Source organism: Micromonospora sp. BL1 (genome assembly GCF_003667485.1).
Lineage (GTDB): Bacteria > Actinomycetota > Actinomycetes > Mycobacteriales > Micromonosporaceae > Micromonospora > Micromonospora tulbaghiae.
In genome coordinates, this window is sequence record NZ_RCVK01000200.1 from 31,751 (window position 1) to 45,570 (window position 13,820).

Below are 13,820 nucleotides of genomic sequence, written 5' to 3' on the forward strand. Positions count from 1 at the left end.
ACCTCAGGCGGGGGCGGTGGCGGCGCGCGCCGCCGCAACCAGCCGGGCGGTCTCGGCGGTCACCGCCTCGTCGTCGGCCGGCGTCCCCGGGTCGTAGCGGACCGTCCAGGTCAGACCGTCGACCCCGGACACCCGCCGGGCCGCGATCCGCCCGGAGCCGCCGGGCACCTCGTGGTGCGAGGTGTACGCCACCGAGCCGGTGACCCGGGCCCGGACCTGGTGCGGCAGGTCACCCGGATCGACGAGCAGGTAGGTCTCGGGGAGGCCGTCCGCGACCACCAGGTAGCCGTCGTGCTCGGCGACCGGCTCGGCCGGGGTGACAGTCAGCTCCCGGCCGGACCAGAGCGCCTTGAGGATGTCGTGCCAGCCGAGGCGGTCCACCCGGCCGGGCAGCCAGAGACCGCGGTTGCTGGCGACCAGCACGCCGTCGTTGCCGCCCTCGCCGGTGCCGGCCGCGGCCCAGGCGAGAACACGCTCGTCGGTGGCCAGCGGCGGCCGGTCGGCCGACGGCAGTTTCGGCCGGCGGTTGAACAGACCCATCACAAACCTCCGGCGGCCTGCTCGCGCAGTGCCCGTGCGTGCTGTTCCAGCGAGAGCAGTTCCCCGAACAGGGCGAAGTACTCGTCCTTGTTGCTCACCGGGTTGATCCGCTGGATCTTCGACTTCAGGTCACGGATGCGGCCGGTGACCGAACTCCACTGGAGCCGGGCCATGGTGATCGAGACGTACCTCGGGTCGGGCTCACCGTCGATGCGCAACGGCTCCACCGCCAGCTCACCGACCAGCGCCTGCCCGGCCAGGTCGTCGCAGGCGTCGCGGACCCGCTCGATCCACACCGCGCCGCCGGTCGCGCCGGACGCGCCGCCGGCGGCGGCCACGGCGGCGCGTACCGCCACGTGCACCGGGTGCTGGTAGTCGGTCGCCTCGACCGCGTCGAACATCGGGCCGGCCAGGACCGGCTCCTGCAGCGCCAGCTTCAGCGCCTCCCGCTCCACCATGGAGCGTGGGCTGTCCACAGCCGGCGCGGCCGGGCCGGAGCGGGCGGGTGCGGCGGGCGCGCCACCGGCCTGCGGCCCGTGCGCGGCGGCCAGCACCGCACGCTGCACCGGCTCGATCTCCATGCCGAGGTCACCGGCGAGCTTGCGTACGTACTCCGGGCGCTTCTCCCGGTCCTTGATCTTCGCCACCAGCGGCGCGGCGCGGCGCATCGCCTCGACCCGGCCGTCGACGGTGTCCAGGTCGAACCGGTTGATCACGTGCCGGAGCGCGAAGTCCACCAGCGGCTCGCGGCGGGCCACCAGGTCGCGTACGGCCAGGTCGCCCTTTGCCAGGCGCAGCTCGCACGGGTCCATGTTGTCGGGGCTGACCGCGATGAAGGTGCGCCCGACGAAGCGCTGGTCGTCCTCGAAGGCGCGCAGCGCGGCCTTCTGCCCGGCGGCGTCGCCGTCAAAGGTGAAGATGATCTCGCCGGCCCGCTCGTCGCTGTCGAACAGCACCCGGCGCAGCACCGAGATGTGGTCGCCGCCGAACGCCGTGCCGCAGGTCGCCACCGCCGTCGGCACGTCGGCGAGGTGGCAGGCCATCACGTCGGTGTAGCCCTCGACCACCACCACCTTGCCCTGCTTGGCGATCTCCCGCTTGGCCTGGTCGATGCCGTAGAGCACGTGCGACTTCTTGTAGAGCGGCGTCTCGGGGGTGTTGAGGTATTTCGGGCCGTCGTCGTCGTCGAAGAGCTTGCGGGCGCCGAAGCCGATCACGTCGCCGGTGATGTCCCGGATCGGCCACATCAGGCGACGGCGGAACCGGTCGATCAGCGAGCCGGAGCGGGCCGGGCGGGACAGGCCGGCGGTGACCAGCTCGTCGTGGGTGAAGCCCTGCTGGCGCAGGTGCTTGGTGAGCAGGTCCCACCCGTCGGGGGCGAAGCCGCAGCCGTACCGCTCGGCGGCGGCCCGGTCGAAGCCGCGCCCGGCGAGGAACTCGCGGGCCGGGCGGGCGCCGGCGGTGGTGAGCTGGGCCCGGTAGAACTCGACGGCGGCGGCGTGCGCGGCCACCAGGCGCTGCCGCTGCCCCTGCTGCGGCCGGGTACGCGGCGCGGACCGGTCGTCCTCGACGTAGCGCAACTGGATGCCGGCGCGGGCCGCCAGCCGCTCGACCGACTCGACGAAGCTGAGGTGCTCGGCGTCCATCAGGAACTTGATCGCGTCGCCGCCGACGCCGCAGCCGAAGCAGTAGAACACGTTGCGGGCGGGCGAGACGTTGAACGACGGGCTCTTCTCGTCGTGGAAGGGGCACAACCCCTTGAGGTTGCCGCCACCGGCCGACTTGAGCGTCACCACCTCGGAGATGACGTCCGCGATGGCGGTGCGCTCGCGGACCAGCGCGATGTCCTCGTCCCGGATCCGCCCCGCCATGACCGCCACCCCCTCGGCGTACATCCTGCCCTGCCGGACCGACGTTCCGGCGGCCGGGGGGACGGGCGTGTGGCCGGCCACGCCCGTCCCCGCCGGCTCAGGCCGAGCGGGCCGCCGCGGGGTCGCCGATGCGCGGGAACGGCTCGATCGAGAAGACCACCTCGACCGGCACCTCGAAGTACGCGGCGATGCGCAGCGCCAGGTGCAGGCTGGGCCGGAACTCGCCGCGCTCCAGGTAACCGACGGTCTGGTAGTGCACACCGAGCGCGTCGGCCAGTTGCCGCCGGGAGATGCCCCGTTCGGCGCGCAGCACCGCGATGCGGTTGTGCACGGTCTCGCTCATCGACGCCCTCTCATCCGACCCGCTGCATGGCCCGCTCCCGCCGGGCCGCGACCCGCGAGCCGGACTCCCGGCGGGCCATCCGGCGCAGCACCACCGGGGCCAGCACGAGCCCGAGCACCGCCCAGGCGCCGAGCACGCCGACCGTCTCCAGGTGCCGCCAGGAGCCGCCGAGTTCGACAGCCGCCAGGTCGCCCGGGAGCAGCGCCGAACGCATGCCCAAGCCTAGCCAGTAGAGCGGGAAGACCTGGGCGACGCCCTGGAGCCAGCCGGGCAGGCCGTTGATCGGGTAGAAGATGCCGGACAGCGCGATGAGACCGAAGATCGGCATCACCACCAGGCCCATGTTGCGCGGGTTCTCCACCAGCGAGCCGATCACCGCGCCCAGCGGCAGCGTCGCCACCAGCCCGAGCGGCACCACCCAGGCCAGCGTGAGCCAGGCGCCGGGGTCACCGAGCCGCAGCCCGTCGAGGAAGAACAGCCCGGGCGTGAGCTGGATGACCACGCCGATCAGCGCGACCGCCGACACCAGGACGATCTTGCCGACCAGGTAGCCGAGCATGCCGTCCGGAATGGCCTTGGCGCGCAGCAGCGTGCCGTCCTCCCGGTCGATGACGAGCTGGTTGGCCAGCCCGAGCAGACCACCGAAGAGCAGGCCCATGCCGAGCGCGCTGGGCAGCGTACGGGCGCCGAGCGAGAAGTCGGTGCCCGGCACGGTCGAGCCGCGCATCCAGAACACGGCGATCAGCAGCACGACCGTGGGGAAGAAGTAGGTCCAGAGATCCTGGCCGTTGGTGAACGTCGCGCGCAGCTCGATCACGCCGCGCCGCAGCCCGGCCCGCAGGGCGTTGGTGGTCGGGTTCATCGGTTCGCCTCCTGCTGCCACACCCGCTCGGCCCGGCCGGTACGGATGCCGGTCTCCTCCTCGTGCACCAGCGCCAGGTACGCGTCCTCCAGGCTGGCCCGGCGCACCTCCAGCTCGCGTACCCGGTCGCCGTGCTCGCGGAGCAGGTCGCGCAGGAACGCGGTGGCGTCGGCGGTGGCGTGCACGTACCGCTCGCCGTCCCGGGTCCAGCGCACCTCGGCGTCCCCAGCGACGCGCCGGGCGAGCTGGTCGGGCGAGCCCTCGGCGATGATCCGGCCGCCGGCCAGGATGAGGATGCGGTCGGCCAGCTTCTCCGCCTCGGCCAGGTCGTGCGTGGTCAGCACGATCGTGGTCTCGTCCAGGTCGGCCAGGCGGTGCACCAGCTCGTGGAACTCGCGCCGGGCGGCCGGGTCGAAGCCGACTGTGGGCTCGTCCAGGAACAGCAGTTCCGGCCGGCCGACGATCCCGACCGCGACGTCGAGCCGGCGGCGCTGACCACCGGAGAGCCGGGCCACCCGGCTGCCGGCGTGCGCGGTCAGCCCCACCGTCTCCAGCAGCTCGTCGACCGGCCACGGGCGCGGGATCCGGTCGGTCGCGTACGGCGCGTAGAAGTCGCCGAGGTGGGCCAGCAGCTCCCGCACCCGCCACTTGCCGTGGTCGCGCCAGGACTGGAGCACCACGCCCAGCCGCGCGCGCCACCGCTCGTCGCCGCGCGCCGGGTCGGCGCCGAGCACCCGGACCGTGCCGGCCGAGGGCACCCGGAAGCCTTCGAGGATCTCGATGGTGGTGGTCTTGCCCGCGCCGTTGGGCCCGAGCAGCGCCACCACCTCGCCCCGCCGGGCGGTCAGGTCGACGCCGTGCAGCACGTCGACGGCGCCGTAGCGCATACGCAGATCCCGCACGTCGAGGACGAGATCCTCGTCGGGAGGTCGGGGGGACGCGACGGGCCCCGGGAGTTCGACCGCAGTCATGCCTCGAAATGTAGCACCCATACTACGAACGGAGGTACCCCCGCTCAGGGGCGAGGGCGGTGGAACCAGCGCGTCACCGGGGCCGGCTCCTCCTCCTCGTACGACCGGGCCGCTTTCACCGCGGCGGCCAGGCCGGAGCGGCGGGGCCGGGGCCCGGCGCGCAGCATCGGATCGGCGGCCATCTCCCGGAGCACCGCGACGGCCAGGCCCAGCATCACCACGACGAACGGCAACGCGACCAGGATGGTCGCCTGTTGCAGCGCGGCCAGACCGCCGGCCAGCAGCAACGCCGCCGCGACCGCACCGATCAGCACACCCCAGAGCACCACCACCCCGCGGTGCGGCCGCAGCGCGCCGCGCGAACTGAGCGAGCCGAGCACCAGCGACGCCGAGTCCGCGCTGGTGACGAAGTAGAGCGCGATCAGCACCATGGCGAGCACGCTCGTCAGCGTGGCCAGCGGCAGCGCGTCGAGCAGCCCGAACAGCGCCTGCTCCGACCCGGCGTCCACGTCCGCCACCAGATCCCGGGTGCCGGTGGTCTGCGTACGCAGGGCGCTCCCGCCCATCACCGCGAACCAGACGGTGCTCGCGCCGCTGGGTATCAGCAGCACCCCGATCAGGAACTGGCGGACCGTACGGCCGCGCGAGATGCGGGCGATGAACGTGCCCACGAACGGCGCCCAGGAGATCCACCACGCCCAGTAGAAGATGGTCCACGAGCCCAGCCACGCCGGGTCGGAGAACGCCCCGGTACGCGTCGACATGCGCACCAGGCCGCTCAGGTAGTCACCGACCGAGGCCGGCAGCACCTCCAGCGTGTAGACGGTCGGGCCGACCACGAACACGAACAGCATCAGCACGACGGCGATCAGCACGTTCGTGGTGGACAGCCACTTGACGCCCCGGTGCAGGCCGGAGAAGGCGGACACGACGAACGCGAGCGTGAGCGCGCCGATGATCGTCAACTCGACGGCCCGGCTGTCCGGCACGCCGGCCACCAGGTCGAGGCCGGCCGCCACCTGGAGCGCGCCCAGCCCGAGACTGGTCGCGGAGCCGAACACGGTGGCGAAGACGGCGAGCAGGTCGATCGCGCGGCCGAGCGGGCCGTCGGTCCGGTCGCCGAGCAGCGGCGCGAACGCGGACGAGATCCGGTTGCCCCGCCCCTTGCGGAACGTCGAGTACGCCAGCGCCAGCGCCGCGATCGCGTAGATGCCCCACGGGTGCAGCGTCCAGTGGAAGAGCGTGTACTGCATCGCCGTGGCGGCGGCGGGGCCGGTCTGCGGCGCTACGCCGGAGGCGGGAGGCGGCGTGGCGTAGTGCTGGATCGGTTCGGCGACGGCGAAGAACACCAGGCCGATGCCCATGCCGGCGCTGAACATCATCGCGACCCAGGCCAACGTGTCGAACTCCGGCCCGTCGTCGTCGGCGCCCAGCCGGATCCGGCCGAACCGGGAGGCGGCCACGACGACCGCCAGCACCAGGAAGGCGTCCGCCGCGACCACGAAGAACCAGCCGAACGTGCTCACGGTCCAGGCCAGGCCGGACTCGCCGAACCGGGCCAGTGAGCCCCGGGCGAACACGCCCCACAGCACCACCGCGAGCACGCCGCCGACGCCGGCGCCGAGCACCACCCGGTCGACCTGCTGGGTCGCGGACCGCTGCCCCGGCTGTCCCGTCATGCCCCCATCGTCGGCGGGCCGGCCGCACCGCCGGGCCGGAACGCCGCAGGAACCGCGTCAGGCCGCCACGGCGGCGGCCTCCTCGGCCTCCACGGCGGCGTTCCAGGCCGGCTTGGTGGACCGCCAGCCCTCGTCGTCCATGCCGCGCCGCCAGTAACCGGAGATGGACAGGTCGCCCCGGGGCACGCCGCGCTCGACGCGCAGCAGCCGGCGCAGCTCCTTCATCGCGCCGGCCTCGCCGTGCACGAACGCGTGCACCCGGCCGGGCGGGAACTCCAGCGCCCGGACCGCCTCGACCAGCGGCTCGCCGTACGGGCGCCCGTCCCGGTGCAGCCAGCACACCTCGACCTCGCCCGCGCTGGTCAGGGGCAGCTCGTCGGCCGGGCCGCCGACCTCGACGTATACCTTGGCGGCCGCGCCCGCCGGCAGCCGTTCCAGGGCGGCGGCGATGGCCGGCAGCGCGCTCTCGTCACCCGCCAGCAGGTGCCAGTCGGCGGCCGGGTCCGGCGCGTACGCGCCGCCCGGCCCGGCGAACAACACCCGGTCGCCCGGACGCAGCGCCGCCGCCCACGGACCGGCCAGACCCTCGTCGCCGTGGTGCACCACGTCCACCGTCATCTCACCGGCCGCGGCGTCCCAGGCCCGGACCGTGTACGCGCGCAGGCGCGGCCACTGCTCCGCCGGGAACTCCCGCTTGATGGTGGCCAGGTCGACCGGGTACGGGTAGGTCACCCCGGCCGGCGGGAAGACGAACTTCACGTAGTGGTCGGTGTACGCGCCCACCGGCAGCCCGGCCAGCTCGGCGCCGCCCAGGACCAGGCGGATCAGGTGTGGGGTGGGCCGCGTGGTCCGGACGACCGTCGCGGCGGTGAGCTTCTTCGGGCGATCCGTCATGCTGCTTAGGCTAGCCTAAGCTCCGCCGGGGTGATCCGGTCAGCTTGGCGACACCAGCCGGGCGTGCCAGGCCAGCGCGGCCGGATCGGTGAGCGAGGCGACCTGGTCGATCACCACGCGCAGCCGCGCGGCGTCGTCCGCCGCGTCCCGCCACAGCGGCGCGAACACCGGGTCGAGCGCGTCGGGCGCCCGGTCCAGCAGCACCGCGACCAGCCCGGTCAGCACGTCGCGCTGCCGGGCGTAGCGGCCCTCGGCGCCGGGACGGCGCATCACGTACCGCAGCGCGATGCCCTTGAGCAGCGCGCACTGCGCCCGGATCCGGCGCGGCACCTCCAGGTCGGCGGCGTAGCGGCGGTGCGGGCCCGGACCGTGGCGCTGCTCGGTCGCGGCCACCACGCCGGCCACGAACCGGCCGGTGAGCACGCTGGTGGTGGCCTTCAACGCGGCGAGAGCGCGGTGGCTGCCGTCGTACGCGGCCAGCGGCGCGAGCACCGGATCGGCCAGCAGGTCGGCGAGCACCTCGCCCAGATCCTCCGGCGCCTCACCGGAGTAGGCGGCGGCCACGTCGGCGCAGAGGGCCCGCCGCTCGTCCGCGTCGGCCAGCAGCGGGCGCAGGTCCACGTACCCGCCGTGGATGCCGTCCTCGACGTCGTGCACCGAGTACGCCACGTCGTCGGCCCAGTCCATCACCTGGGCCTCCAGGCAGCGCCGGGCGCCGGGCGGGGCGCCCTCGCGCAGCCAGTCGAAGACCGGGCGGTCGTCGGCGTACACGCCGAACTTGCGCTCGCCGGGACGGCGCGGCCACGGGTACTTGCTGACCGCGTCCAGCGCGGCCCGGGTCAGGTTCAGCCCGGCCGAGCGCCCGTCCGGGGTGAACACCTTGGCCTCCAGCCGGGTGAGCACCCGCAGCGTCTGCGCGTTGCCCTCGAATCCGCCGCAGGCGGCGGCCAGCTCGTCCAGCGCGTACTCGCCGTTGTGCCCGAACGGCGGGTGACCCAGGTCGTGCGCCAGCCCGGCGGTGTCCACCACGTCCGGGTCGCAGCCCAGCCGGGCGCCCATCTCGCGGGCGATCTGCGCGACCTCCAGCGAGTGGGTCAGCCGGGTACGCAGGAAGTCGTTCGTCCCGGCGGTGTGCACCTGCGTCTTCGCGGCGAGCCGGCGGAACGCCGCCGAGTGCAGCACGCGGGCGCGGTCCCGCTCGAACGGCGACCGGCCGTACCCGGTGTCCTTGGGCGCCTCGTCGACCAGCCGCGCCGCGTCGCTCATTTCTCCCGGATACGCAGATGGTCGCGACTGCGGGGCTCGCAAGACCGGCTCACTCCTCGCGCTCCCGGACCGCCAAGGTCGCGACTGCGGGGCTCGCAAGACCGGCTCACTCCTCGCGCTCCCGGAGCACGCAGAACTCGTTGCCCTCCGGATCGGCGAGCACCGTCCACTCCACGTCTCCCTGGCCGATGTCGACGTGCCGGGCACCCATGTCGACCAGGCGCTCCACCTCGGCCTCCATGTCGGCCGGGCGCAGGTCGATGTGCAGCCGGTTCTTCCCCTCCTTCGGCCCGGCGACCGGGACGAAGACGAGACCGGGCAGCGTGTCGGGAGTCCGGCGGATCTCCACCTCGTCCGGCTTGTCGGTGATCACCTGATAGCCGAGTGCCTCCGCCCACCAACTGGCGAGCCGGGACGGATCCCGGGCGTCGACTACCAGGTTCTCCCAGACGGCGGTCATGTGGACACCCCTCCTGATCGACACGCGGCGGAAGCTCAGGTTACGCCGAGGAGACCGGAAAGGCGCGCCGGGCGGTACGCGGGGCCGCCGGCGGGCACCGGCGACCCCGCGCCCTCCTCAACGGGAGTCCGAACCCGTGGTGGTGATGGCCGCGCGGCCCGCCTCCAGCCGGGCCACCGGCACCCGGAACGGCGAGCAGGAGACGTAGTCCAGCCCGACGGAGTGGAAGAAGTGCACCGAGTCCGGGTCACCGCCGTGCTCGCCGCAGACGCCGAGCTTCAGCCCCGGACGGGCCGCCCGGCCCTCCTCGGCGGCGATGCGGACCAGCCGGCCGACGCCGTCGGTGTCGATCGACTCGAACGGCGAGATGCCGAAGATGCCCAGCTCCAGGTAACGCCAGAAGAACGCGCCCTCCACGTCGTCGCGGGAGAAGCCCCAGCCCATCTGGGTCAGGTCGTTGGTGCCGAAGGAGAAGAACTCGGCCGCCTCGGCGATCTGCCCGGCGGTCAGCGCCGCCCGGGGCACCTCGATCATCGTGCCGATCAGCACCTCGACGCCGCTGTCCCCGACCACCTCGGCGATGATCCGCTCGGCCTCGGCGCGTACCGTCTCCAGCTCCTGCACGGCCCCGACCAGCGGCACCATGATCTCCGGGCAGGCCGTGCCGCCGTCGCGGACGACCGCGACGGCGGCCTCCGCGATCGCGCGGACCTGCATGGCGAACAGGCCCGGGATGACCAGGCCGAGCCGGACGCCGCGCAGGCCCAGCATCGGGTTCTCCTCGTGCATCCGCCGCACGGCGGCGAGCAGCGCCTCCTCCTTCGCGACGTCCTCGCCGCGCTCCTGGGCGACCGCGACGTTCACCGCGAGCTGCTCCAGCGGGGGCAGGAACTCGTGCAGCGGCGGGTCGATCAGCCGCACGGTGACCGGCAGGCCGTCCATCTCGCGGAAGATCTCGATGAAGTCGGCCCGCTGCAACGGCAGCAGCGCGGCGAGCGCGTCCTCCCGCTCCCGTTCCCCGGAGGCCAGGATGAGCCGCTCGACCAGCTCGCGCCGGTCACCGAGGAACATGTGCTCGGTGCGGCACAGGCCGATGCCCTCGGCGCCGAAGCGCCGCGCCCGGGCCGCGTCCGCGCCGGTGTCGGCGTTCGTGCGGACCCGCAGCCGCCGCGCGGCGTCGGCGTGCGTCATGATCCGGTGTACGGAGCGGACCAGCGCGTCGTCGGTGTTCTCCGGATCGAGTTCGCCCTCGAAGTACTGCACCACCTCGGACGGCATGACCGGCACCTCGCCGAGGTAGACCTTGCCGGTAGTGCCGTCGATCGAGACCACGTCGCCCTCGCTCACCACGTGGTCGCCCACTGTGAACTTCTTCGCCGGCACGTTGACGTCCAGCTCGTCGGCGCCGGAGACGCAGGTCTTGCCCATGCCGCGGGCCACCACCGCGGCGTGGCTGGTCTTGCCGCCCCGGGAGGTCAGGATGCCCTTGGCGGCGATCATGCCGTTGAGGTCGTCCGGGTTGGTCTCCCGGCGGACCAGGATCACCGACTCCCCCTCGGCGGCCAGCTCGACCGCGCGCGCCGAGGTGAAGACCACCTTGCCGGACGCCGCGCCCGGGGAGGCGCCGATGCCCTTGGCGACCGGCTCGAACTCGTGGTCGAGCTGGAAGCGCGGGAACATGAGCTGGGCGAGCTGCGCGCCGTTGACCCGATGCAGCGCCTCGTCCAGGTCGATCAGGCCCTCGTCGACCAGCTGCCCGGCGATGACGAACGCGGCGGCGGCGGTGCGCTTGCCGACCCGGGTCTGGAGCATCCAGAGCTTGCCGCGCTCGATGGTGAACTCGATGTCGCAGAGGTCCTTGTAGTGCTCCTCCAGCCGGGCCATGATGCCGAGCAGCTGGTCGTAGGACGTCTTGTCGAGCTGCTCCAGCTCCTGCAACGGCACCGTGTTGCGGATGCCGGCCACCACGTCCTCGCCCTGGGCGTTGGCGAGGTAGTCGCCGTAGATGCCCTGCGCGCCGCTGCCGGGGTCGCGGGTGAACGCGACGCCGGTGCCGGAGTCGGGGCCGAGGTTGCCGAAGACCATCGTCACCACGTTGACGGCGGTGCCCAGGTCGGCCGGGATGCGCTCCTGCCGGCGGTAGAGGATCGCCCGCTCCGCGTTCCACGAGTCGAAGACCGCGCGGATGGCGAGGTCGAGTTGCTCGCGCGGCTCCTGCGGGAACTCGCGGCCGGTGTGCTTGGCGAAGATCTGCTTGTACGCGTCGACCAGCCCGCGCAGGTCGTCGGCGTCCAGGTCGAGGTCGTTGTGCGTGCCCTTGGCGCGCTTGATCTCGTCCAGCGCGTGCTCGAACTCCTCGCCCGGCACCTCGCAGACGGTCTTGCCGAACATCTGGATCAGTCGCCGGTAGGAGTCCCAGGCGAACCTGTCGTTCCCACCCGCTTGGTTGCTCAGGCCGACCACGCTTCGGTCGTTGAGTCCCACGTTGAGGACGGTCTCCATCATGCCCGGCATGGAGAACTTGGCGCCGGAGCGTACCGAGACCAGCAGCGGGTCGTCCGGGTCGCCGAGGCGCCGGCCCATCTCGCGCTCCAGCGACTCCAGGTGCGCCTCGATCTGCGCGGCCAGGCCGTCCGGCTCGCGCCCGGTCGTCAGGTACGCCTTGCAGGCCTCTGTGGTGATCGTGAAGCCGGGCGGAACCGGCAGGCCGAGATTCGTCATCTCGGCCAGGTTGGCCCCCTTGCCGCCGAGCAGATCCTTGAGATCCTTGTTGCCCTCGGCGAAGTCGTAGACGTACTTCTGCTCGACCGGATCGTGCGCTGCCACCAGAGCCTCCCACGCGCGCCATTGACACTTAACGAAGGTTCAGTTCGGACATACCCCGGTAGTGACCACCGGTAATCCCGGCTCGTCAGCGTCGGTGGGGCGAAGGCTAGGCGAGTTTCGAGAAACCTGGGAGCGTTCGGTGACTTTCGGCACAACGGTCACCACAATCCGCGTTCGTACGGGTTTTTGGGAACGCTTCCACGAGCACGATCACGCAATTCCGAGTCCTCTCGTACTCTTGACGTCACTGCATCTCGCGGAACCTGACCTTTGCCATATCCCGCGCGAATACACCCCTCGGAGTCGTCGCCGTGCAGACCAACCCCGCCGCCCCGGAGACCGGGCCGGAGCCGACCGACACCCGCCCCACCAGCCCGTCCTCCGGCGCAGTTCCGCCGTACACGGCTTCGGCGCCGTCCGCGGCTTCGTTGCCGACCCCTGGTGAAGGGCTGCCCGGTGTGCCGGCGCCCGCGGCCGAGCTGGCCCGGGTCGCCGCGGGCCGGGCCGCCGGGACGCTCGCCGGACCGGCGGCGGTCCGGCTGGGCGACGTGGTGCCGGCACCCGGGCAGGTGCTCCCGGACCCGGCCGGCGACTTCACGCTGAGCGCGGACGCGGTGCTGCGGGTCAGCCCCGCCGCGCGGGACGTCGCCGAACAGCTCGCCGGCTGGCTGCGCCCGGCCACCGGCTTCCCGCTCCCGGTCGCCGACACCACCGAGGGCGGCCCGCTGACGCTCACGCTGTCCCCGGCGGACGCCGCCGTGCCGAGCGGCGCGGTCGCGTCCGGGCCGGCGTCCACGGGCCGGGAGGCGGCTGATGTGGCGGGCGGTGAGCCGTCCGGCGCGACGGCCCGCACCGCCGGGCCGGACGACGCCGGGCTCGGGGACGAGGGCTACCGCCTCGACGTGACCGTCGACGGCGTCCGGATCACCGCCGGCACCCCCGCCGGGCTGTTCCACGGCGCGCAGACGCTGCGGCAGCTGCTACCCGCGCCGATCGAGAGCCCGGCCCCTGTCGTGGTGCGCTGGGCGGTGCCCGGCGGCACGATCGTCGACCGGCCGCGCTTCCCCTACCGGGGCGCCATGCTCGACGTCGCCCGCCACTTCTTCCCGGTCGAGGACGTGCTGCGGGTGGTCGACCACCTGGCCCGCTACAAGCTCAACCACCTGCACCTGCACCTCACCGACGACCAGGGCTGGCGGATCGCCGTCGACTCCTGGCCCCGGCTCACCGAGGTCGGCGGCGCGACCGCTGTCGGGGACGGCCCGGGCGGCTGGTACACCCGGGACGACTACCGCCGCATCGTCGCGTACGCCGCCCGCCGCCACGTCACAGTGGTGCCCGAGATCGACCTGCCGGGCCACACCAACGCGGCGCTGGTCGCGTACCCCGAACTGGCGCCCGGCAAGGTCGCGCCGCCGCCGTACACCGGCACCGAGGTCGGGTTCAGCTTCGTCGACCCCGCCGACGAGCGGACGTACGCCTTCGTCGCGGACGTGGTCGGCGAGGTGGCCGCGCTGACGCCCGGGCCGTGGCTGCACCTCGGCGGCGACGAGGCGTTCAAGGTGCCCGCCGACAGCTACCGCGCGTTCGTGGCGCGGGCGCAGCGGCTGGTCGCCGCCACCGGCAAGACAGTCGTCGGCTGGCACCAGCTCGCCCCGGCCGAACACGTCGACGGGCGCGTCCTGCAGTGGTGGGGCACGAACGGTGACGACCCGGAGACCGCCGACGCGGTACGCCGGGGCGCCCGGCTGATCCTCTCCCCCGGCAACCACGCGTACCTGGACATGAAGTACGCCCCGGACACCCCGATCGGACACGACTGGGCCGGTCTGATCGACGTGCGCCGCGCGTACGAGTGGGATCCGGCCACGCACGTGCGGGGTGTGCCGGCCGAGGCGGTGCTGGGCGTGGAGGCGCCGCTGTGGACCGAGTCGGTCACGACGATCGCCGAGGTCGAGTTCATGCTCTTCCCGCGCCTGCCCGCAGTCGCCGAACTCGGCTGGTCACCCCGCGAGACGCACGACTGGTCCCGGTTCCGCAGCCGGCTGGCCGCCCAGGGCCCGCGCTGGACCACAGCCGGCATCACCTTCCACCCCTCCCCCGAACTC

General features: G+C 73.2%; 11 protein-coding genes. 1 reads left to right on the forward strand and 10 read right to left on the reverse strand.

All coding sequences use genetic code 11. The annotated features are described in order from the left end of the window. Positions 1-3 precede the first annotated feature (3 nt). The 10 genes from EAD96_RS10245 to ppdK all read right to left on the reverse strand — a co-directional run bounded on the left by EAD96_RS10245 (position 4) and on the right by ppdK (position 11,712). On the reverse strand, positions 4-540 hold the full coding sequence (locus EAD96_RS10245) for a hypothetical protein (protein ID WP_121684102.1): 537 nt from the start codon (positions 538-540) through the stop codon (positions 4-6). Continuing rightward, a complete protein-coding gene (gene dnaG, locus EAD96_RS10250) occupies positions 540-2,435 on the reverse strand; it encodes a DNA primase (protein WP_121684103.1) in 1,896 nt (631 codons plus the stop codon). The genes EAD96_RS10245 and dnaG overlap by 1 nt, the downstream gene beginning before the upstream one ends. A gap of 73 nt (positions 2,436-2,508) precedes the next feature. Next, positions 2,509-2,754, reverse strand: coding sequence for a helix-turn-helix transcriptional regulator (locus EAD96_RS10255; protein WP_013287928.1), 246 nt, complete (start codon positions 2,752-2,754; stop codon positions 2,509-2,511). Between the two features lie 10 nt (positions 2,755-2,764). Continuing rightward, positions 2,765-3,616, reverse strand: coding sequence for an ABC transporter permease (locus EAD96_RS10260; protein ID WP_120568541.1), 852 nt, complete (start codon positions 3,614-3,616; stop codon positions 2,765-2,767). Continuing rightward, on the reverse strand, positions 3,613-4,587 hold the full coding sequence (locus EAD96_RS10265) for an ABC transporter ATP-binding protein (RefSeq protein WP_121684104.1): 975 nt from the start codon (positions 4,585-4,587) through the stop codon (positions 3,613-3,615). Before EAD96_RS10265 ends, EAD96_RS10260 begins: the two co-directional genes overlap by 4 nt. Positions 4,588-4,631: 44 nt before the next feature. Further along, entirely contained in the window at positions 4,632-6,266 is a 1,635-nt protein-coding gene (locus EAD96_RS10270; RefSeq protein WP_121684105.1) for a BCCT family transporter, read from the reverse strand. A gap of 57 nt (positions 6,267-6,323) precedes the next feature. Continuing rightward, positions 6,324-7,160, reverse strand: a complete 837-nt coding sequence (locus tag EAD96_RS10275; protein ID WP_121684106.1) for a siderophore-interacting protein — start codon at positions 7,158-7,160, stop codon at positions 6,324-6,326. 39 nt (positions 7,161-7,199) lie between these two features. After that, positions 7,200-8,426, reverse strand: coding sequence for a deoxyguanosinetriphosphate triphosphohydrolase (locus EAD96_RS10280; protein ID WP_121684107.1), 1,227 nt, complete (start codon positions 8,424-8,426; stop codon positions 7,200-7,202). Between the two features lie 106 nt (positions 8,427-8,532). Beyond that, positions 8,533-8,886: a VOC family protein gene (locus EAD96_RS10285; protein WP_120568537.1), complete on the reverse strand. Its 354-nt coding sequence runs from the start codon at positions 8,884-8,886 to the stop codon at positions 8,533-8,535. A 117-nt stretch (positions 8,887-9,003) separates the two neighbouring features. Continuing rightward, positions 9,004-11,712, reverse strand: coding sequence for a pyruvate, phosphate dikinase (ppdK, locus tag EAD96_RS10290; RefSeq protein WP_121684108.1), 2,709 nt, complete (start codon positions 11,710-11,712; stop codon positions 9,004-9,006). A gap of 311 nt (positions 11,713-12,023) precedes the next feature. On the opposite strand from ppdK, the gene EAD96_RS10295 reads away from it, so the two are divergent. Continuing rightward, positions 12,024-13,820: beta-N-acetylhexosaminidase (locus tag EAD96_RS10295; RefSeq protein WP_121684110.1), on the forward strand; the 1,797-nt coding region annotated here is incomplete at its 3' end.

What these genes read in the sequence shown, in the direction of transcription:
- EAD96_RS10245 (WP_121684102.1), bottom strand. Translation starts at nt 540, where the DNA reads ATGGGTCTGTTCAACCGCCGGCCGAAACTGCCGTCGGCCGACCGGCCG.
- dnaG (WP_121684103.1), bottom strand. Translation starts at nt 2,435, where the DNA reads ATGTACGCCGAGGGGGTGGCGGTCATGGCGGGGCGGATCCGGGACGAG.
- EAD96_RS10255 (WP_013287928.1), bottom strand. Translation starts at nt 2,754, where the DNA reads ATGAGCGAGACCGTGCACAACCGCATCGCGGTGCTGCGCGCCGAACGG.
- EAD96_RS10260 (WP_120568541.1), bottom strand. Translation starts at nt 3,616, where the DNA reads ATGAACCCGACCACCAACGCCCTGCGGGCCGGGCTGCGGCGCGGCGTG.
- EAD96_RS10265 (WP_121684104.1), bottom strand. Translation starts at nt 4,587, where the DNA reads ATGACTGCGGTCGAACTCCCGGGGCCCGTCGCGTCCCCCCGACCTCCC.
- EAD96_RS10270 (WP_121684105.1), bottom strand. Translation starts at nt 6,266, where the DNA reads ATGACGGGACAGCCGGGGCAGCGGTCCGCGACCCAGCAGGTCGACCGG.
- EAD96_RS10275 (WP_121684106.1), bottom strand. Translation starts at nt 7,160, where the DNA reads ATGACGGATCGCCCGAAGAAGCTCACCGCCGCGACGGTCGTCCGGACC.
- EAD96_RS10280 (WP_121684107.1), bottom strand. Translation starts at nt 8,426, where the DNA reads ATGAGCGACGCGGCGCGGCTGGTCGACGAGGCGCCCAAGGACACCGGG.
- EAD96_RS10285 (WP_120568537.1), bottom strand. Translation starts at nt 8,886, where the DNA reads ATGACCGCCGTCTGGGAGAACCTGGTAGTCGACGCCCGGGATCCGTCC.